10 protein-coding genes are annotated in these 20,703 nt (G+C 65.1%); 1 reads left to right on the plus strand and 9 read right to left on the minus strand.

Annotation, left to right across the window (positions count from 1 at the left end; all coding sequences use genetic code 11):
• Nucleotides 1-527: 527 nt before the first annotated feature.
• The 5 genes from putA to H3H45_RS02275 all read right to left on the minus strand — a co-directional run bounded on the left by putA (nucleotide 528) and on the right by H3H45_RS02275 (nucleotide 14,315).
• Entirely contained in the window at nucleotides 528-4,466 is a 3,939-nt protein-coding gene (putA, locus tag H3H45_RS02255; RefSeq protein ID WP_182832127.1) for a trifunctional transcriptional regulator/proline dehydrogenase/L-glutamate gamma-semialdehyde dehydrogenase, read from the minus strand.
• A 420-nt stretch (nucleotides 4,467-4,886) separates the two neighbouring features.
• Nucleotides 4,887-5,801 (minus strand): transglutaminase family protein, encoded by a 915-nt coding sequence (locus H3H45_RS02260; protein WP_182832128.1) that lies wholly within the window; start codon nucleotides 5,799-5,801, stop codon nucleotides 4,887-4,889.
• A complete protein-coding gene (locus tag H3H45_RS02265) occupies nucleotides 5,798-8,293 on the minus strand; it encodes a circularly permuted type 2 ATP-grasp protein (RefSeq protein WP_182832129.1) in 2,496 nt (831 codons plus the stop codon). The genes H3H45_RS02260 and H3H45_RS02265 overlap by 4 nt, the downstream gene beginning before the upstream one ends.
• Before the next feature lie 118 nt (nucleotides 8,294-8,411).
• Complete coding sequence (locus H3H45_RS02270; protein WP_182832130.1) at nucleotides 8,412-11,711, minus strand: transglutaminase family protein; 3,300 nt, start codon at nucleotides 11,709-11,711, stop codon at nucleotides 8,412-8,414.
• Between the two features lie 288 nt (nucleotides 11,712-11,999).
• Nucleotides 12,000-14,315, minus strand: coding sequence for a YgiQ family radical SAM protein (locus H3H45_RS02275; protein ID WP_182832131.1), 2,316 nt, complete (start codon nucleotides 14,313-14,315; stop codon nucleotides 12,000-12,002).
• A 263-nt stretch (nucleotides 14,316-14,578) separates the two neighbouring features.
• Between H3H45_RS02275 and H3H45_RS02280 the strand changes: the two genes are divergently transcribed.
• Entirely contained in the window at nucleotides 14,579-16,426 is a 1,848-nt protein-coding gene (locus H3H45_RS02280) for a diguanylate cyclase (protein WP_182832132.1), read from the plus strand.
• Nucleotides 16,427-16,432: 6 nt separating this feature from the next.
• Here H3H45_RS02280 and alr read toward each other — a convergent pair whose 3' ends face one another.
• The 4 genes from alr to H3H45_RS02300 all read right to left on the minus strand — a co-directional run bounded on the left by alr (nucleotide 16,433) and on the right by H3H45_RS02300 (nucleotide 20,669).
• Nucleotides 16,433-17,509, minus strand: coding sequence for an alanine racemase (gene alr / locus H3H45_RS02285; RefSeq protein WP_182832133.1), 1,077 nt, complete (start codon nucleotides 17,507-17,509; stop codon nucleotides 16,433-16,435).
• A gap of 271 nt (nucleotides 17,510-17,780) precedes the next feature.
• A complete protein-coding gene (gene dnaB / locus H3H45_RS02290; RefSeq protein ID WP_182832134.1) occupies nucleotides 17,781-19,175 on the minus strand; it encodes a replicative DNA helicase in 1,395 nt (464 codons plus the stop codon).
• Nucleotides 19,176-19,328: 153 nt separating this feature from the next.
• On the minus strand, nucleotides 19,329-19,775 hold the full coding sequence (gene rplI / locus H3H45_RS02295) for a 50S ribosomal protein L9 (protein WP_160082675.1): 447 nt from the start codon (nucleotides 19,773-19,775) through the stop codon (nucleotides 19,329-19,331).
• A 21-nt stretch (nucleotides 19,776-19,796) separates the two neighbouring features.
• The gene (locus H3H45_RS02300; protein ID WP_182832135.1) at nucleotides 19,797-20,669 is read right to left on the minus strand and encodes a YybS family protein; all 873 of its coding nucleotides are present in this window, start codon (nucleotides 20,667-20,669) and stop codon (nucleotides 19,797-19,799) included.
• Nucleotides 20,670-20,703 lie beyond the last annotated feature (34 nt).

Below are 20,703 nucleotides of genomic sequence, written 5' to 3' on the forward strand. Positions count from 1 at the left end.
GCCTTTTTATTGCCCGGAGAAAAGTTCTAATCAAGCCTGCGGCATGCCGAAAACTTGCTGCTGGCATTCCGGGCTTGCGAACTTCGGTGCAACGCAAGCCATCGGCGGCGTATCGCCATTGCAGCAGGCAAACGAAAACGGCCTGCTCAGTTGCAGGCCGTTTTCGCAAAAAGGGCACGGGATGGATAACCCCGTGAGTGCGCCAACCGGATAGGTCGGTGCGGATGGCGGCAAGCCGCCAGAAGAGAGATCACTCGACGCCGGGCGGGTAAGCCCCCTGAGCAGGTGCACCAAGTGTGGCGGGCGACCAGCCTCGCTGGTCATCCATCCGGCCAGACGCCTGCGACAGCCCCTGGCAACGGCGGTAAGCCGCTTGTAGCAACGCAACGAACAGTGTCCGCTGCGGAATCCGTTACAGCATGCCTCGGCAAGCTTTCAGCCAGCTTTCCATGGCGCCATCAAGCTGATTGCCGGGCGACGACAACGGTGGATAAGCAGAGCGTTATCCACCGCCATCACCCAACGACTTAGCCGATGGTCATCAGGCTGGCGTTCCCGCCGGCCGCCGCGGTGTTCACGCTCAGGGCATGCTCGATCAGCAGGCGCTCCAGCGAGATATCCGTCTCGCCCTTGTTCAGGCCATGCACACCGATGATTGCGCCCTTGCGCTGGGCCGCCAGCTGACTGACCTCGCGCAGCTGGTCGGAATCGCCGTGATGCAGGATGGCGTCGAACTCGGCGTCCACGCTGGTCCAGTCGGCGACCAGGTCGATGCGTTTCTGCACCTCTTTCGGCAGGCTGGCGAACAGCTCGCGCTGGCTTTCCAGCCACAGGGCGCGGCTGCCCACGGCCAGGGTCGCGGCCAGTTGCGCGAGCAGGTCGCCGCGCTCCTCGGCCAGGCCCAGCACGCGCTCACGCGGCAGCAGGCTGTAGGTGTTGCGTTCGCCGGTCGGGCCGCTGAGCACGTGACAGGTATAGCTCTGCGCCAGCTCGGCGTAGCGCGCACATAGCGCAGCCAGGGCCTGGTCGTGCTTGCTGGCCCACTCGCTCAGCGCATGCAGGGCTTTTTCCTGCTCGGCCGGACGTGGCAGCGGTTGCACGTTGTCGCCCTTGAGCTGCGCGGCCACCGCCTCCTGCGGACGGGTCGAGAGCAGGCGATAGAGGTACAGCGGGCCGCCGGCTTTCGGGCCGGTGCCGGACAGACCTTCGCCACCGAACGGCTGCACGCCGACCACGGCACCAACGATGTTGCGGTTCACGTACAGGTTGCCGACATGGGCGTTATCCACCACCTGGGCGATGGTTTCGTCGATGCGCGTATGCACGCCGAGGGTCAGACCGTAGCCGCTGTCGTTGATCTGCTGCAGCAGGTTGCCCAGATCGCTGCGCTGGTAGCGCACCAGGTGCAGCACCGGGCCGAAGATTTCGCGCTGCATCTCGGCGAAGCTGTCCAGCTCAATCAGAGTCGGCATGACGAAGGTGCCACGCTTGATCTCGTCGCCGCTGACGCGGGCGCTCTGGAACACCTTGCGACCTTTCTCGCGCATCTTCTCGATGTGCTGCTCGATATTGCCCTTGGCTTCGGCATCGATCACCGGACCGATGTCAGTGTGCAGGCGCTCCGGCGAACCCATGCGGTATTCGGCCATGGCGCCCTTGAGCATTTCCACCACGCGGTCGGCCACGTCGGCCTGCACGCACAGCACGCGCAGGGCCGAGCAACGCTGGCCAGCGCTGTCGAAGGCGGAGTTGACCACGTCGACCACCACCTGTTCGGCCAGTGCCGAGGAGTCGACGATCATCGCGTTGAGGCCGCCGGTTTCGGCGATCAGCGGGATGGTGCGGCCCTGGGCATCGAGGCGCCCGGCGATGTTGCGCTGGAGGATGCCGGCGACTTCGGTGGAACCGGTGAACATCACCCCACGCACGCGCTCGTCACCCACCAGGCGCGCGCCGACGGTCTCGCCGCGGCCCGGCAGCAACTGCACGGCACCGGCCGGCACGCCGGCTTCGAGAAGGATGCGCACGGCCTGGGCGGCGATCAGCGGAGTCTGCTCGGCCGGCTTGGCCAGCACGGTGTTCCCGGCGGCGAGGGCCGCGGCCACCTGGCCGCTGAAGATCGCCAGCGGGAAGTTCCACGGGCTGATGCACACCACCGGCCCCAGCGGGCGGTAGTTGTCGTTGCTGAAATACTCACGCGCCTGCGCCGCGTAGTAGCGCAGGAAGTCCACCGCTTCGCGCACTTCGGCAATGGCATTGGCGAAGGTCTTGCCCGACTCGCGCACCAGCAGGCCCATAAGTTGCTGGATTTCCGCTTCCATCTGGTCGGCGGCGCGATCCAGTACGGCGGCGCGCTCGCCCGGCAGGGTCGACTGCCAGATCTGCCCGCTGGCCTGGGCGCAGAGGATCGCGCTCTTCACATCGGCTTCGCTGGCTTCATGCACATGGCCGACCAGGTCGCGGTGATCGGCCGGGTTGCGCACCGGCTCGGCCGGGCCGGGGTTGGGCGCATCGCAGCCGAGCATCGGCTGGGCCACATACAGGGTATTGGTGGAGGACAGCAGCGCCGAGGACAGCGAACCCAGGCGGTGTTCGTTGGCCAGGTCGATGCCACTGGAGTTGGCGCGGGCGGCGCCGTACAGGTCACGCGGCAGCGGGATGCGCGGGTGCGGCAGGCCGACAGCGCCTTCCTGGGCGGCCATCTGCTCGACCTGCTCGACCGGGTCGAGCACCAGCTCCTTCAGCGAGATGCTGTGGTCGGCGATGCGGTTGACGAACGAGGTGTTGGCGCCGTTTTCCAGCAGGCGACGGACCAGGTAGGCGAGCAGGGTTTCATGGCTGCCGACCGGGGCATAGATGCGGCACGGACGGTTGAACTTGCCGTCAGCGACCTTGCCCACTACTTGCTCATACAGTGGTTCGCCCATGCCGTGCAGGCACTGGAACTCGTACTGACCCGGGTAGTAGTTCTGCCCGGCGATCTGGTAGATGGCCGACAGCGAGTGGGCGTTGTGGGTGGCGAACTGCGGGTAGATGGCTTCCGGTACGGCCAGCAGCTTGCGCGCGCAGGCGAGGTAGGAAATGTCGGTGTACGGCTTGCGGGTGTAAACCGGGTAGCCTTCCAGGCCGTTGACCTGGGCCAGCTTGATTTCGCTGTCCCAGTAGGCGCCCTTGACCAGGCGGATCATCAGGCGGTGACGGCTGCGCTTGGCCAGATCGATGACGTAGTCGATCACGTACGGGCAGCGCTTCTGGTAAGCCTGAATCACAAAGCCGATGCCGTTCCAGCCGGCCAGCTCCGGGGCGAAGCACAGGCGCTCGAGCAGATCGAGGGAGATTTCCAGGCGGTCGGCTTCTTCGGCGTCGATGTTCAGGCCGATGTCGTACTGCTTGGCCAGCTTGGTCAGGCCCAGCAGGATCGGGTACAGCTCGTCCATCACGCGGTCGTACTGGGCGCGGCTGTAGCGCGGGTGCAGGGCGGAGAGCTTGATCGAGATGCCCGGACCTTCGTAGATGCCACGGCCGTGGGAGGCCTTGCCGATGGCATGGATGGCCTGCTCGTAGGAAGCCAGGTAGCGCTTGGCGTCTGCCTCAGTCAGCGCGGCTTCGCCGAGCATGTCGTAGGAGTAGCGGAAGCCTTTGCTCTCCATGCTGTTGGCGTTGGCCAGGGCCTCACCGATGGTTTCGCCGGTGACGAACTGCTCGCCCATCAGGCGCATGGCCATGTCCACGCCCTTACGGATCACCGGCTCGCCGCTCTTACCGATCAGGCGGTTGAGCGAGGACGACAGGCCAGCTTCGTTATGGGTGGCGACCAGCTTGCCGGTGATCAGCAGACCCCAGCTCGCCGCGTTGACGAACATCGAGGCGCTCTGGCCGAGGTGCTGACTCCAGTTGCCGTTGGCGATCTTGTCGCGGATCAGCGCGTCACGGGTGGCCTTGTCCGGGATGCGCAGCAGCGCCTCGGCCAGGCACATCAGCGCCACGCCTTCCTGAGACGACAGCGAGAACTCCTGCAGCAGGCCCTGCACCAGGCCCTGGCGGCCGCTGGCGGTCTTCTGGTTGCGCAGTTTCTCGGCAATGCCGAGGGCCATCTTCTGGGTGGCTTCGGCCTGCTCTTTTGGCAGTCGGGCCTGCTCCAGCAGCATCGGCAGCGCCTCGGTTTCCGGGCGGCGATAGGCGGAGGTGATGGCGGCGCGCAGCACCGACTGCGGCAGGATGCTTTCGGCGAAATCGAGGAATACCTGCAGGCCTTGCTCGCTCAGCGCGTCGACCGACTCTTCACCGGCAGCAGCGGCCAGGCCGGAATGCTCGGCCGGGGTCAGACCGCCTTCGACCTGCTCCAGGTAGTTGAAGATCGCCTGCTTGATCAGCCAGTGCGGGGTGCGGTCGAGGGAGTGGGCAGCTTGCTTGAGACGCTCGCGGGTGGCGTCGTCGAGTTTTACGCCAAGGGTAGTAGTGGCCATTGGTTTTCCTATCTGGGGTAGTGCGCTGCTGGCGCGTGGCGAAAGAGTAACCCCCAAACAAACAAAGGTGCAACCTTGTGCAACCGCACATTAGACTAATTGGTCACAACACCCAGCAAACAACCCAAAGCCTCTGGAATAAAGAGCTGCAGGAGTGCAACCCGAGACTCGATGTTCACCATTGAACATGCAAACCTAGCTGCGAGCCAGTTGCACCCACCTGCCACCGACAGCGCACAGCACCAACAGATCTGTCGACCGATAGGCTGCACCCACCTGTATGGCATAGCCTCGCGACGGGTATTGGGCAAGTAACACCGACAGGTGTCAGCAGGCGCAGTGCAGGCAAGACCTAGTGCGCCGTCGTGCCGCCTCAGCCCCCGCCGGGTGCAGCAAGGCCCTGCGTAGCCCCAGGTGCCCCTACGAGCAAGCGGCGTGCAATTCACCCAGCGGCAGCACGGTAACGCTGACTTCCGGGTCGTGACTGCCACCACCGAGGATCACCCCGCGCAGCGGAGAAACATCGGTGAAGTCGCGACCCCAGCCGAGGGTGATGTGCTCCTGCGCCGGCAGCAGGTTGTTGGTCGGATCGAAATCCACCCAACCCTGGCGCGGACAGTACACCGAGACCCAGGCGTGCGAGGCGTCGGCACCGATCAGCCGCGGCTGGCCGGGTGGCGGCTGGGTCAGCAGGTAGCCACTGACGTAGCGCGCGGCCAGGCCGCGTGAACGCAGACAGGCGAGCATCAGGTGGGCGAAGTCCTGACACACCCCGCGGCGCTCCTCCAGCACCTGCAGCAACGGGGTCGCCACCTGGGTGGCTTCGTCGTCGAAGGTGAATTCGTCGAAGATCTTATTCATCAGTGCGCGCACCGCCAGCAGCAGCGGCCGCCCCGGCGGGAAGCAGTCGGCGGCGAAGGCAGCGAAAGCCTGCTTGAGGTGCACATAGGGTGACTGGAAGCGGTAGCGCATGGCCTCCAGCAGCTCCCCCGACAAGGCCTGCCCGGAGTAGCCGAGTGCCGCGCAGACAGCCTCCCAGGGCTGCGAGTCGACTAGATCGAGCAGCGGCCGCGCGAGTACCTCGACGCGCAGCCGGGCACTCACGCGCAGCTCGTCGTGCGGGCGCTCGAAGGCCAGGCGGGTCAGCGGATTACCGTACACATCGAGACCATCCTGGCGCTTGCTCGGCTGCGGACCGACCTGCAGCAGGCGCTCGCTGCAACGCTGCCAGGGACATTCGCGCGGCCACAGATGCGCCAGCTGCTGGGCCAGGGACACCGGCGCCGAGTAGCGGTAATGGGTGTCATGGAGAATCTGGTAGTGGGCGCTGCTCATGACGAGAGTGTCCCGCGACTGGCATCCACATGCACGAAGAAGCGCAGGCCGAGCTGATCGGAAACCTGTCCGGCCGCGCCGACTATCTGCAGCAGCAGGTCGGCCAGACCGCCAAGCACCGCACGCACCCCGGACTGGCCGAACAGCGGATTCTCCAGGCTGGCCAGGTTGAAGCCGGCCAGCTTCTGCTCCAGCTCGACCAGGCGACTGTCGGCACTGAAGCCGAAGCTGTCCTGCAGGCGCTCCAGCGAACGCAGCAGGGTGCGCAGCTGGAACAGCACGGCATGCGGGTTCTGCTCGTCGAGCAGGAGCAGGTCGAGCACCGGGATCAGCTGCGCCGAGGCCAGGTAGCGGGTGCGGTAGGTGATGCTACTGTTGCCCAGCTCCAGCAACCACTCCAGCGCCGACTGGTCATGCACGGCCCGGCTGCGGAGGAACTCGGCGATGCTCTCGGCAAGGAACTGCAGGCGCTCGATGCAGCGGCCGAGCATGAGGAAGCGCCAGCCATCGTCGCGAGTCATGTCGTCGAGGGCGAAGCCGGACAGCGCCGCCAGCGACATCAGCAGGCGATTGAGAAACTCCAGCAGCTCGCCGAAGTCAGCCTGCTGCGCTTCCAGGGCCTGGGCCTCGCGCTGCAGCTCGATCAGCGCCTGCCAGTTCTCCCGTGACAGCTTGCCGCGCACGCTGCCCGCCGCCCACTGCAGGCGCTGCAGGTTGGCGCGCAGGCTGGCCGGCCAATCGGCACCGAGCACGGCCTGCAGCAGGCGCTGCTCCAGTGAGCCCTCTGCAGCACCGGGCAGCAGGCCGAGGCTTTCGCCCAGGGCCAGGGCGGTCTGCAGGGCTTGCGGGTCATCGTCATCGTCGACGTAACGGGCCAGCATGATGCGCAGCAGGCGCGCGCCATCCTCGCAGCGCGAGCTGTAGCGGCCGAACCAGAACAGGTTTTCCACCACTCTTGAGGGTAGGTAGGGGTCGCTGCGCACCAGGTCGGCCACGCCGAGCGGCCGCAGCCACTGCCAGGGCTCGCCACCGGCATGGCGTTCACCGAGCACCCAGGTGTCCTTGCTCGCCCCGCCGCGCTGCATCGACACCACTTCGGCGTCGGCCTCGGCCGCCACCCGGGTCAGGCCGCCGGGCAGCACCCGGTAGCCGTCGGCGCTGGCCACAGCGAATACGCGCATGCCGATGGCGCGCGGCGCCAGCTTGCCCTCCTCGCCTTGCCACACCGGCGCCTGCGACAGCTGCGCCAGGGCCTGGGCCACGTAGGCATAGGGCCGCGCCTTGAGGCGCTCGGCCAGCTGCGCGCGCTGCGCCTGGTCGAGGTCGCGGCCAAACAGCGGGGCGAAGCTCTGCGAGGGGAAGCTGGGGCGCACCAGCAATTCGTCGAGCTTCTCCAGGGCCTCATCCAGCACCGGTGGCTCGCCGCACCACCAGCTGGCGATGGACGGCAGCAGTAGTTCCTCGCCGAGCAGCTTCTCGGCAATCGCCGGCAGGAAACCGGGCAGGCCGGGGGATTCCAGCACGCCGCTGCCGAGGGCATTGGCCACCAGCACATTGCCCTGGCGCACCGCTTCGAGCAGGCCGGGCACGCCGAGGGCGGAGTCGGTGCGCAGCTCCAGCGGATCGCAGAAGTCATCGTCCAGGCGGCGCAGCACGGCATGCACGCGGCGCAGGCCGGCCAGGGTCTTGAGGTAGACACAGGCGTCGCGCACGGTCAGGTCGCTGCCTTCGACCAGCGGATAGCCGAGCTGGCGGGCCAGGTACAGGTGCTCGAAATAGCTTTCGTTGAAGCGCCCCGGGGTCAGCAGCACCACCAGCGGCGTTTCACCACCGTCCACCGGCGCCTGGCGCGCCAGGGTGTCCTGCAGGGTGCGGAAGAAGCCGGCCAGGTACTGCACGCGCAGGTCGCGGTACAGCTCGGGGAAGGCGCGCGAGATGATTTGCCGGTTCTCCAGTGCGTAGCCGGCACCGGAGGGGGCCTGGGTACGATCGGCGGTGACCCACCAGCGACCATCCGGCGCCCGCGCCAGGTCGACCGCGTACAAGTGCAGGAAGGTGCCGCCGGGCGGCTGGATGCCCTGGCACGGCCAGAGGAAGTTGTCGTGACCGAACACCAGTTCGGCCGGCAGCAGGCCGTCGCTGAGCAGTTGCTGCGGGCCGTACAGATCGGCCAGCACGGCATTCAGCAGGGTCGCGCGCTGGGCCACGCCGGCGGCGATGGTCTGCCACTCCTCGGCGGGGATCACGTTGGGCAGCAGGTCCAGCTCCCAGGGACGGTCGGCGCCATCCGGGTCGGCATAGACGTTGTAGGTCACGCCGTTTTCCTGGATCTGCCGGGTCAGCAGGGCCTGGCGCTGCTGCAGCTGCGCCGGGCTGCTGCGCTGCAGCTGTTCGAACAGCCGCCGCCAGTGCGGGCGGATGCCACCCTTGGCGTCGAGCAGTTCGTGGTAGGCCGCATCGGGCTGCGGATAATCGGCAAGCAGGTCAGGCATGTAAATCTCGGCAGTCAGCTGATGGTGCCCACGCTCCAGCGTGGGCACCCCTCTCGGCAGACACGGAGCGTCCGGCCAGGCATTCCCACGCAGCGCGCGGCAACGATCAGATCAAGAGCTAGACCCGGCGCAGATCCAGGGTCATCGGCAGTTCATTATTGTTGATCGGCAGCGCGCTCGTCAGCTCACCCGGGCTATGGCCGTGGCGGAAGAAGCGCGCCAGGCGCCGGCTCTCGGCCTCGTAGGCGTTGACCGGCAAGGTTGCATAGTTGCGCCCGCCCGGATGGGCGACATGGTACTGGCAACCACCCAGCGAGCGCTGCATCCAGGTATCGACCAGATCGAACACCAGCGGCGCATGCACACCGATGGTCGGCTGCAGGCAGTTCGGCGGCTGCCAGGCGCGGTAGCGCACGCCGCCGACGAACTCGCCAACCTTGCCAGTGGAGCGCAGCGGCACCGGCACACCGTTGCAGGTCAGCACATAGCGATCCGGCGCCAGGCCGTCGAGGCGCACCTGCATGCGCTCCAGCGAGGAATCCACGTAACGCACGGTGCCGCCCGGCGCGCCCTCCTCGCCCAGTACATGCCAGGGCTCCAGTGCCTGGCGCAGCTCCAGGTCGATGCCCTTGACCTGGTAGTCGCCGACCTTGGGGAAACGGAACTCGAAATGCGGGGCGAACCACTCGGCGAGCACGGGATAGCCGAAGGCATTCAGCTCGTGCAGCACATCGTGGAAGTCCTGCTCGACGAAGTGCGGCAAGAGGAAGCGGTCGTGCAGCTCGGTACCCCAGCGCGCCAACTTCGCCGGGCGATAAGGCTCGTCCCAGAAACGCGCGACCAGGCCACGCAGCAGCACCTGCTGGGCCAGGCTCATGCGCGCATGGGGCGGCATCTCGAAGGCGCGCAGCTCGAGCAGACCGAGACGGCCGCTGGCACTGTCCGGCGAGTACAGTTTGTCGATGCAGAACTCGGCGCGGTGGGTGTTGCCGGTGACATCCACCAGCAGGTTGCGCAGCAGCCGGTCGACCAGCCAGGGCGGACAGTCGCGGCCCGGCTCGGGCATCTGCGCGAAGGCGATCTCCAGCTCGTAGAGGGCATCGTTGCGTGCCTCGTCGACCCGTGGCGCTTGCGAGGTCGGGCCGATGAACAGGCCGCTGAACAGGTAGGACAACGACGGGTGGTTGTGCCAATAGCTGATCAGGCTGCGCAGCAGGTCCGGGCGGCGCAGGAACGGTGAGTCGCCTGGCGTGGCGCCGCCGAGGACGAAGTGGTTGCCGCCGCCGGTGCCGGTGTGGCGGCCGTCGACCATGAACTTCTCGCTGGTCAGACGGGTCTGCCGCGCCGCCTCGTAGAGGAACTCGGTGCGCTCGACCAGCTCGTCCCAGCTGGCCGCCGGATGAATATTCACCTCGATCACGCCAGGATCCGGGGTGACGCGGAAATAACTCAGGCGCGGATCGCTCGGCGGCTCGTAGCCTTCCATCACCACCGGGCAGCGCAGCTCGGCGGCCGTGGCCTCGATGGCGGCGACCAGCTCCAGGTAATGCTCCAGCTCGGCCAGCGGCGGCATGAACAGGTACAACCGGCCATCGCGCGGTTCGGCGCAGAGGGCGGTACGCACCACTTCACGCGCCGACTCGAAGGGCTCAGGCGCACGCTGCTCCTGGATTTTCTGCCGGCTATTGGGGTACAGCGGCTGATGCAGGGTCTGCTGGATCTGCTGGCGGCGCGGCAGCGGGGCGAACTCCTGGTTAGGGTCCTGCGGCTGCACGTAGGGGTAGTCGAACTCGCTGACCCAGGGTTGCGAGTCCAGCGGCAGGCGGTAACCCAGCGGCGAGTCACCGGGAATCAGCCGGCAGTATTCATCACGCAGGAACCAGGGCCCGCTGTGCCAGTGTGCGCCGTCCTCGCTGCGCGCCAGCGGCAGGATATGCCCGACCACCTCGCCCACGCCGCGATTGAACACCTTGCGCAGGCGCTCGCGTTCCAGCGGGTCGGCCAGGCGCGGGTCGTCCGGGGTGACGTTGGCCGGTAGGCGGCGCTCACGCCACAGGTAATAGAGCCAGTCCTCGTAGGCCGGGAAGACATGCTCCGCACACAGCCCCAGATGGCCGGCGAGAGTATTCAGGAAGCGCCCGGCCAGACGGGCGTCGGCGCCGTAGTAGCGGCTCTCGTCGGCGTACAGCGTCGGGTCCTGCCAGATCGGTTCGCCGTCCTTGCGCCAGAAGCAGTTCAGCGACCAGCGCGGCAATTGCTCGCCGGGGTACCACTTGCCCTGGCCGAAGTGCATCAGCGCTTGCGGCGCGTAATGCTCACGCAGGCGGTGGAACAACTCGCCGGCCAAGCGCCGCTTGTTCGGCCCCATGGCGGCGGTGTTCCATTCTTCATCATCGGGGCAATCGAGGGCGACGAAGGTCGGCTCACCGCCCATGGTCAGGCGTACATCATGGCGCTCGAGGTCGGCATCGATCTGCCGACCGAGGTCGACGATCGCCTGCCACTGCTCCTCGCTGTAGGGCTTGGTCACCCGTGGCGCTTCCCAGACCCGCTCGATGCGCATCTCGTGCTCGAACTCGCACTCGCACTCGTCCACCGCTCCCGTGATCGGCGCCGCCGAGGACGGCTCCGGGCTGCAGGCCAGGGGAATGTGGCCTTCGCCAGCGAACAGCCCCGAGGTCGGGTCGAGGCCGATCCAGCCGGCGCCGGGCAAGTACACCTCGCACCAGGCGTGCAGGTCGGTGAAGTCCACTTCGGTGCCGCTGGGACCATCGAGGGCCTTCACATCGGCGGTGAGCTGGATCAGGTAACCGGAGACGAAGCGCGCAGCCAGCCCCAGGTGACGGAACAACTGCACCAGCAGCCAGGCCGAATCGCGGCAGGAGCCGGATGCCTTCTCCAGGGTTTCCTCGGGGGTCTGCACACCCGGTTCCATGCGGATCAGGTAGCCGATGTCGGCCGACAACTTCTGGTTCAGCGCCACCAGGAAATCCACGCTGGCGGTCGGCTTGCGCTCGACGCTGGCCAGGTAGTCGGTGAACAGCGCGCCCGCCGGCAGCTTGACCAGATAAGGCGCCAGCTCGCGACGCTCGCCGGCGGTGTAGCTGAACGGAATCTGCTCTGCGTAGGGCTCGAGGAAGAAGTCGAAGGGGTTGAACACCGCCATCTCGGCGACCAGGTCGACGGCGATCTTCAGTTCATCGGTCTTTTCCGGAAACACCAGACGCGCCAGGTAGTTGCCCTGGGGGTCTTGCTGCCAATTGATGAAATGCTCGCCCGGTTCGACTTTCAGGGCATAGGAGAGGATGCGCGTGCGACTGTGCGGCGCCGGGCGTAGACGGACGATCTGCGGGCCGAGGTTGACCAGGCGGTCGTAGCGGTAATGAGTGACATGGTGCAGTGCGACATGAATCGACACGGCGGGCCTCCTGCAAGCCTGGGCGATACCTGGGCTGCGCAAGAGTTATGCCAGTGGCTTGAGTCCGGTTTCAGGGGGTTGCCGGGAGGGGGCGGCACTATAACGGGGCGGCGAGTGCACGGCGGGCGATGCGATGCACGGAAAAGGCGCCTGCGACTGAAGGTGAGCACGAGACATCGAATGACACGGACGGCTCCCTCTCCCGTTTACGGGAGAGGGCTGGGGAGAGGGTAAGCGCTACCCTCTCCCCCGGCCCCTCTCCCACAAGTGGGAGAGGGGAGCAGGGCCTCAGCGTGGCACGGCCGGGCGCTTAACCGGTTTCTTGCCGCCCTTCTTCACGTCCGCACGCTCCTTGGCCGCGGCCTTGTTGCGCGCCTGCGCGGCGGCTTTGGCCTCTTCGCGCTTGTCCCACGGGTTGCCACCCGCAGCCCCCGTATCACGCGGCGGCAGGCCGGTGTGCTGGGTCAGCATGGGCTTGCTCTTACCGCCGGTGTCCTTGGCCACCTTGTGGCTGCCGGCCGGCGTCGAGTTCTTGCGGCGCGCGCTGTGGTACTCGTCGACCTTGGGCTGGAAGGCCGGAATCAGCTGATTCTTGCCATTGCCGATCAGGTCGGCACGGCCCATGCGGATCAGCGCCTCGCGCAGCATCGGCCAACCCTTCGGATCGTGATAACGCAGGAAGGCCTTGTGCAGCCGGCGCTGCTCCTCGCTCTTGACGATGGTCACGCCATCGCTCTTGTAGCTGACCTTGCGCAGCGGGTTCTTGCCCGAGTGGTACATGGCCGTGGCGGTGGCCATCGGCGACGGGTAGAAGGCCTGCACCTGGTCGGCGCGGAAGCCGTTGTTCTTCAGCCACAGGGCCAGGTTCATCATGTCTTCGTCGGTGGTGCCCGGGTGCGCGGCGATAAAGTACGGGATCAGGTACTGCTCTTTACCCGCCTCTTTCGAGTACTTCTCGAACATGCGCTTGAACTTGTCATAGCTGCCAATGCCCGGCTTCATCATCTGATTCAGCGGGCCTTCCTCGGTGTGCTCCGGGGCGATCTTCAGGTAGCCACCGACGTGGTGGGTGACCAGCTCCTTCACATACTCCGGCGACTCGACGGCGAGGTCGTAGCGCAGGCCCGAGGCGATGAGAATCTTCTTCACCCCTGGCAGCGCGCGGGCACTGCGGTACAGCTGGATCAGGCTGGAGTGATCGGTATTCAGGTTCGGGCAGATGCCAGGGAACACGCACGACGGCTTGCGGCACGCGGATTCGATTTCCGGGCTCTTGCAGGCGATGCGGTACATGTTGGCGGTCGGCCCGCCGAGGTCGGAAATCACCCCGGTAAAGCCCGGTACCTTGTCGCGGATCTCTTCGATCTCGCGGATGATCGACTCTTCCGAACGGTTCTGGATGATGCGGCCTTCGTGCTCGGTGATCGAGCAGAAGGTGCAGCCGCCAAAGCAGCCACGCATGATGTTGACCGAGAAACGAATCATCTCGTAGGCCGGGATCTTCTCCTTGCCGTATGCCGGGTGCGGGATGCGCTGGTAGGGCATGCCGAACACGTAGTCCATCTCTTCGGTGGTCATCGGGATGGGCGGCGGATTGAACCAGACATCTACATCGCCATGCTTCTGCACCAGCGCGCGGGCATTGCCCGGGTTGGTTTCCAGGTGCAGCACGCGGTTGGCGTGGGCGTAGAGGACCGGATCGTTGCGCACCTTTTCCATGGACGGCAGGCGAATCACGGTCTTGGCGCGGGTCATCTTCGGGCTGGGCAGCAGCTCGACGACTTTGGCCTCGTTCGGGTCTTCGACAGGGCCCTTCTCCTGCTCGATGGCGCAAGCGGCGGTGTCCTGGGTATTGACGTACGGATTGATGATCTTGTCGATCTTGCCCGGCCGGTCGATACGCGTGGAGTCCACTTCGTACCAGCCTTGCGGCGTATCGCGACGGATGAACGCGGTGCCGCGTACATCGGTGATCTCTTCGATTTTCTGGCCGAACGAGAGGCGCTGGGCCACTTCAACGATGGCGCGCTCGGCGTTGCCGTACAGCAGGATGTCGGCGCAGGCATCGATCAGGATCGAGTTGCGCACCTTGTCCTGCCAGTAGTCGTAGTGGGCGATACGGCGCAGAGAAGCCTCGATGCCGCCGAGCACGATCGGCACGTGCTTGTAGGCTTCCTTGCAGCGCTGGCTGTAAACCAGGCTGGCGCGGTCCGGGCGTTTGCCGGCCATGCCGCCGGGGGTGTAGGCGTCGTCCGAGCGGATCTTCTTGTCGGCGGTGTAGCGGTTGATCATCGAATCCATGTTGCCGGCCGCCACGCCGAAAAACAGGTTCGGCTCGCCAAGTTTCATGAAGTCGTCTTTCGACTGCCAGTTCGGCTGGGCGATGATGCCGACGCGAAACCCCTGGGCTTCGAGCAGGCGGCCGATGATGGCCATGCCGAAGGACGGGTGATCCACATAAGCGTCACCGGTCACGATGATGATGTCGCAGCTGTCCCAGCCGAGCTGATCCATCTCTTCCCGGCTCATGGGCAGGAAAGGTGCAGGACCGAAACACTCGGCCCAGTACTTGGGATAGTCGAACAGCGGCTTGGCAGCTTGCATCGGGATGACCAGCAGGGATTTTCAGGGGCGCGGAATATAGCACAAAAAACGTACAGAGACCGAGTCCCGAACTCAGGTTAACGGTAATCTGGAACAAGCGTCTGACAGGCCAGTTTTGTGATCACGAACAGCTTGCGCCTATACTCGGGCAAAGACTTTCACAACCCGGCCTGAGCGCCCGGGTTCAAGGAGCGTGAACGGTGCGGCGCACAGTCTTGCAAGTATTCCTGTGGGCCTGCTTGGCGAGCTTTGGCGGCCATCTGATGGCCGCGCCAATCCTGCTGCAGGCCAGCAGCAGCGGCCAGCAGCTGAACGGACAGATCGAGCTGCTGGAGGATGCCGGCGGTCAGCTGCGCATCGCCGACATGGCCGACCCGGCCGTGCAAAAACGTTTCGTTCCAGCCTTGGGCAAGGCCAGCGTCGGCCAGAGCCGCCACCCCTGGTGGATCAAGGTCAGCCTGCAGGTCGAGAGCGATGCGCCACGCCAGTGGTGGCTGGAGGTCGGTTCGGTCACCCAGCTCGATCTGCGCCTCTACCTGCCGAACGGCACGGGCGGCTGGCAGGCTCGTGAGTCCGGCGAGCGCGTCGACTTTCAACGCGGCCGCGACCACGACTACCGGCACATGCTGTTCAAACTGCCGGAACTGGGCCAGGAGCCGCTGACGTTCTACCTGCGCAGCTACGATCCGGCCGGCAACTCATTCCCCCTGCGCGCCTGGCAACTGGAGGACCTGACCCAGCTGGCTACGGAAGAAAACCTGGCCCTGGGCGTGGTCTACGGCATCATCGCCGCCCTGCTGCTGTACAACCTGTTCATCTTCTTCAGCCTGCGCGACTCGGCCTACTTCTGGTACGTGCTGACCACCGCAGGCGCGCTGCTGATGATCCTCAGCATGAGCGGCCATGGCTTCCAGTACCTGTGGCCGAACCATCCGGTGCCCTTCTGGCTGGATCGCATCACCCTGCCCTCAATCTGGGGCTTCTGCGCCTGCCGCTTCACCCAGACCCTGTTGCAGACCCGCAGCCATGTGCGCTGGGCACACCACCTGCTGAGCTTTGCCTGCGTCTGCTATGTCATTGCGGTCGCCCTGGAGGGCCTTGGGCAACGCCATACAGCCGCCTGGATCATCGCCCTGCTGTCGCTGACCAGCATCCCAGCCGCACTCGGCTCTGCAGTAATTCGCTGGCGCCAGGGTTACTTTCCCGCCCTGCTCTATCTCTTCGGCTACGGCCTGATCCTCGGCAGCATCAGCCTGGCACTGATGCGCGCCACCGGCCTGGTACAACCGGCAACCTGGAACGCCTATGTCTTCCCCCTGTCAGTGGCGGCAGAGTCGATCCTGTTTTCCTTTGCCCTGGCCTACCGCATCCAGATGCTCAAGCAGGAGAAAGCCGAAGCCCTGGAGCAGGCGGATCGCGAGAAAACCGCCCGCATGGCGCAGATGCAAACCAGCGCAGACGAACTGCAGACAGCAGTACAAAACCGCACCGCCGAACTGGCGCAGGCCAACCAGCAGCTTTGCGAGCGCGAGCAGGCCCTGCAGCACGCGGCGTTCCACGACCCACTGACCGAACTACCGAACCGCCGCTACCTGATCGAGAAGATCGACACCGCCATGGCCGATGCCAAGCGCCGTGGCGAATCGGTAGCACTGATGCTGGTCGACCTCGATCACTTCAAGCCGATCAACGACAGCTATGGCCACGATGCCGGCGACCTGATGCTGCGCAGCATCGGCCAGCGCTTGCGCGAGCATGTACGTACCAATGACATGGTCGCGCGCCTGGGTGGCGATGAGTTCGCCGTACTGATCTGCGGGGCAGATGCCGAAGCCCACACCCAGGAAATTGCCGTGCGCCTGCTCGACGAACTGGCCAAACCGGTGCTCTACGGTGCCAACCGTCTGGCAGTGACGATCAGTATCGGCGCGGCGCTCTACCCAACGCATGCCGAGCAGTTCGCCGGTCTCTACAAATCCGCCGACGAAGCCCTGTACAAAGCCAAGCAACAGGGGCGCTCAGGCTTCGTCATGCAGAGCAGTGAAGGCAACCTGAGCCAGCAGGAGTACCTGCAGCTGGATGTGCTGAAAGTGCCCAGCGGGCTGCTCTGAGGTGGGTTAGCCAAGATAACGCCGAGGTACGCGTGCAGTTACCTTGGTTAGCAGCTCGTAGCCAATGGTGCCGGCGGCCTGTGCCACCTCGCCGACCGGCAACTGCGCGCCCCACAACTGCACCGCGTCACCGAGCTGCGCTTCAGGCAGATCGGTCAGGTCGACCGCCAGCATATCCATCGAAACCCGCCCAACCAGGGCCGCGCGCTGACCATTCACCAGCAGCGGCGTGCCACTCGGCGCATGGCGCGGGTAGCCATCGGCATAACCGCAGCTCACCGTACCGATGCGCGACGGGCGTTCAGCAACCCAGGTTGCGCCATAACCCACGCTTTCCCCCACTGCCACCTCACGCACGGCGATCAGCTGCGCGCTCAGCGTCATCACTGGCTTGAGCCCCAGCTCGGCGGCACTCAGGTCGGCAAACGGGGTGGCGCCGTAGAGCATGATGCCGGGGCGCAACCAGTCCATGTGCGCCGCAGGGATAGTCAGCAGGGCTGCGGAATTGGCCAGGCTGCGCTGGTCGAAATCCAGATCGAGCAGTTCGAGGAAGGTCTCGACCTGCTGCTCGATCAGTGGATGACCACGTTCATCGGCACAGGCGAAGTGGCTGAGCAGGTTCAGCTCGGCGACCTGCGCTGCGCCGCGCAGGCGCGCATAGGCAGCGCGCACGGCCGCCGGCGTCAGCCCCAGACGATGCATGCCGCTATCCAGCTTGAGCCAGACATTCAGCGGCCGCGGCAACTGGGCGGCCAGCAGCGTAGCGACTTGTTCTTCGCCCTGCACCACCAGATCCAGGCGCAGCTGCGCGGCAATCGGCAGCTCCTCGGCGGCGAAGCAGCCCTCCAGCAACAGGATGCGCGCCTCGCCGTGCATGGCACGCACCTCGGCGGCCTCTTCCAGGCTGGCGACGGCAAAGCCGTCGGCGTCGTCATGCAGCGCCGTGACCACCTCACGAACGCCATGCCCATAGGCATTCGCCTTGACCACGGCAAACGCCTCACGCCCCGGCGCGCAGCGCTTGGCCAGGGCATAGTTGTGACGGATGGCGGCCAGATCGATGGTGGCGACGAGGGGGCGCATGGGGGCGAGTCCTAAAACAAAACGGGCGCCTAGTTTAACCACTGAGCGCCCGTTTTCATTGACTCAGACCATGCCATCGTTGCCGCGGAAACCGTAGCGAGCACGGCACAGACAAGAAGCCCGGAGCGCAGCCACCGGAGTGAACGTCCGTTCATGAGGATATTCGCTGCGCTCACCCTGCGGGCCGCCTGAAGGCGTTCAACGCAAGCGTTGTGGCAAGCACCGCCCGACGCAGTATGTGCTGAGCGCAGTAGGTTTACGGGGTAATGATCTATTCGTCGTCGAACTGATAGCTACCCGGCGCCAGGTTCTCGAAGCGCGAGTACTTGCCGAGGAAGGCCAGCCGCGCCGTGCCCAGGGGGCCGTTACGCTGCTTGCCGATGATGATCTCGGCTACGCCCTTGTACTCGGTCTCCGGGTGATAGACCTCGTCGCGGTAGACGAACATGATGATGTCGGCGTCCTGCTCGATCGCCCCGGATTCACGCAAGTCGGAGTTGATCGGGCGCTTGTTGGGGCGCTGCTCGAGGCCACGGTTGAGCTGCGACAGGGCGATCACCGGGCAGTTGAACTCCTTGGCCAGGCCCTTGAGCGAGCGCGAAATTTCGGAGATCTCGTTGACCCGGTTGTCGCCGCTGGAGCCGGGAATCTGCATCAGCTGCAGGTAGTCGACCATGATCAGGCCGATCTCGCCGTGCTCGCGGGCCAGGCGGCGGGTGCGCGCGCGCATTTCCGAGGGACTGATGCCGGCGGTGTCGTCGATGAACAGCTTGCGGTCGTTGAGCAGGTTGACCGCCGAGGTCAGGCGCGGCCAATCGTCGTCGTCCAGGCGACCGGCGCGCACCTTGGTCTGGTCGATACGGCCGAGCGAGGCGAGCATACGAATGACGATGGATTCCGAAGGCATCTCAAGCGAGTAGACCAGGATCGCCTTGTCGCTGCGCATCAGGGCGTTTTCCACCAGGTTCATGGCGAAGGTGGTCTTACCCATGGACGGACGACCGGCGACGATGATCATGTCGGCCGGCTGCAGGCCGCTGGTCAGGTTATCCAGGTCGTTGAAGCCGGTGGACAGGCCGGTGATCGCGTCGCCGGCATTGAACAGCGAGTCGATACGGTCGATGGCCTTGACCAGGATCTCGTTGATGCCCACCGGGCCACCGGTCTTCGGCCGCGCCTCGGCAATCTGGAAGATCAGGCGTTCGGCCTCGTCGAGGATTTCCTCACCGGTACGGCCTTGCGGGGCATAGGCACTGTCGGCGATTTCCGAGCTGATGCCGATCAGCTGGCGCAGGGTAGCGCGCTCGCGAATGATCTGTGCATAGGCCTTGATGTTGGCCACTGACGGTGTGTTCTTCGCCAGCTCACCGAGATAGGCCAGGCCACCGACCTGCGACAGCTGGCCCTCCTTGTCCAGCTGCTCGGACAGGGTCACCACGTCGAACGGCGAGTTGCGCTCGGCCAGCTTGTAGATGGCGCGGAAGATCAGGCGATGGTCATGCCGGTAGAAGTCGCCATCGGAGACCTGGTCGAGCACCCGCTCCCAGGCGTTGTTGTCCAGCATCAGGCCGCCCAGCACGGCCTGCTCGGCCTCGATGGAATGCGGCGGCACCTTGAGTGCGGCGGTTTCCAGATCGTACTGTTGAGGGACGCTGATGTCGTTCATGGCACCTGTACTTCCAAAGCGTGGAGGCTTTTACAAACGCATGTTTTGCAAAAGGCTCTGCTGAAAAAACAACGGGCACGACACTGCTAATGCAATGTCGCGCCCGATTGTCAGCAGGCCGGCGCCGGAGCGCAAGCCCGCAAGTCGGCTGACTTAGGCAGCTACGACCACAACCTTGACGGTTGCTTCAACGTCGGTGTGCAGGTGCACAGCTACGTCGAATTCGCCGATGTGGCGAATGGTGCCGTTCGGCAGACGCACTTCAGACTTGGCCACTTCCACGCCGGAGGCGGTCAGGGCATCAGCGATGTCGTGGGTACCGATCGAGCCGAACAGCTTGCCTTCGTCGCCAGCGCTGGCAGTGATGGTCACTTCCAGTTCGGCCAGTTGGGCAGCGCGAGCTTCGGCAGAAGCTTTCTTGTCAGCAGCAGCTTTTTCCAGCTCGGCGCGACGCGCCTCGAACGCAGCAACGTTCTCGGCGGTAGCAGCAGTAGCCTTGCCTTGCGGCAGCAGGTAGTTACGGCCGTAACCGGCTTTAACGTTGACCTTGTCGCCCAGGTTGCCCAGGTTGGCGATTTTTTCCAGCAGGATAACTTCCATTTGGGTCTTACCTCTTAACTTTTAACCTTCACCGTTCGCGGGGCCGGCGCCGTTCTTGCGCGCCAGGCGACCACGAAAATCAAACAGGCCATCCAGAACAGCCAACAGACAGATCAAATTACCGCCCAGCAGCACCGCCACATACAGACCGATTTTCCAGAAGCTCGAGAGCCCCTTCATTTCGATCAGACCGTGCCCCAGGGCTAGCCCTGCAACCAGCAACGGCACCGCGCAAATGGTCGCCAGCATCGGTACATCGGTACCTTGCAGCGGAATCAACACGCCAGCCAGCAGCACAATGGCAAGTGCTGGCGGGAGGCGCACGGCGCGAAACTCTTTACCGAAGCCACCCGGGTTGTACAACGAGGCCTGCCAGTACCGCGCCAACACCAGACAGAGAATGCTCGTCGCCTGAAAAGAAGAGGCGAGCAACCCGGTCAGGGTCGGAACCAGCGATGCCTGCATGTCAGCGAGCTGTTCAGCAGGCAATTTCGCCTCACTCCAGAACTGCTTGGACGCACCACGGAAAGCTTCCGCAAGCGACTCGACAAGCTCGGGAGAGGTGACGCTCAGCAACAAAGCGAACATCACGCCCAGCACCACGCTGACCGCCAGCACCCAGGTCCAGGACGAGGTGGAGCGCAAGACCTGCGCCATCACCAGCGTTCCAGCCAGCGTCAGTGCGATACCCGGATCACCCAGATACCACCAGACAAAGGCGGGCAAACACGCCCAGATCAGGATGCCAACTGCATCGTTAAAGCCCCTGCGCAGCAGCACCAGGGCGCTCGCAGAGGCAGTCAACCAGAACAACAACGGCAATATTGCCGAACCGACCACCACCAGGGTGGCCTGCATGCGGCCGCGCATGATGAACTCAGCCAAAGCACGCATGCGATCTATCTCTCAGCTATCAGATGCAACCCGA

Source organism: Aquipseudomonas guryensis (genome assembly GCF_014164785.1).
Lineage (GTDB): Bacteria > Pseudomonadota > Gammaproteobacteria > Pseudomonadales > Pseudomonadaceae > Aquipseudomonas > Aquipseudomonas guryensis.

Bases quoted from the DNA above. Each gene is read 5' to 3' on its own strand.
- putA (WP_182832127.1), bottom strand. From the start codon at position 4,466: ATGGCCACTACTACCCTTGGCGTAAAACTCGACGACGCCACCCGCGAG.
- H3H45_RS02260 (WP_182832128.1), bottom strand. From the start codon at position 5,801: ATGAGCAGCGCCCACTACCAGATTCTCCATGACACCCATTACCGCTAC.
- H3H45_RS02265 (WP_182832129.1), bottom strand. From the start codon at position 8,293: ATGCCTGACCTGCTTGCCGATTATCCGCAGCCCGATGCGGCCTACCAC.
- H3H45_RS02275 (WP_182832131.1), bottom strand. From the start codon at position 14,315: ATGCAAGCTGCCAAGCCGCTGTTCGACTATCCCAAGTACTGGGCCGAG.
- H3H45_RS02280 (WP_182832132.1), top strand. From the start codon at position 14,579: ATGGCCGCGCCAATCCTGCTGCAGGCCAGCAGCAGCGGCCAGCAGCTG.
- alr (WP_182832133.1), bottom strand. From the start codon at position 17,509: ATGCGCCCCCTCGTCGCCACCATCGATCTGGCCGCCATCCGTCACAAC.
- dnaB (WP_182832134.1), bottom strand. From the start codon at position 19,175: ATGAACGACATCAGCGTCCCTCAACAGTACGATCTGGAAACCGCCGCA.
- rplI (WP_160082675.1), bottom strand. From the start codon at position 19,775: ATGGAAGTTATCCTGCTGGAAAAAATCGCCAACCTGGGCAACCTGGGC.
- H3H45_RS02300 (WP_182832135.1), bottom strand. From the start codon at position 20,669: ATGCGTGCTTTGGCTGAGTTCATCATGCGCGGCCGCATGCAGGCCACC.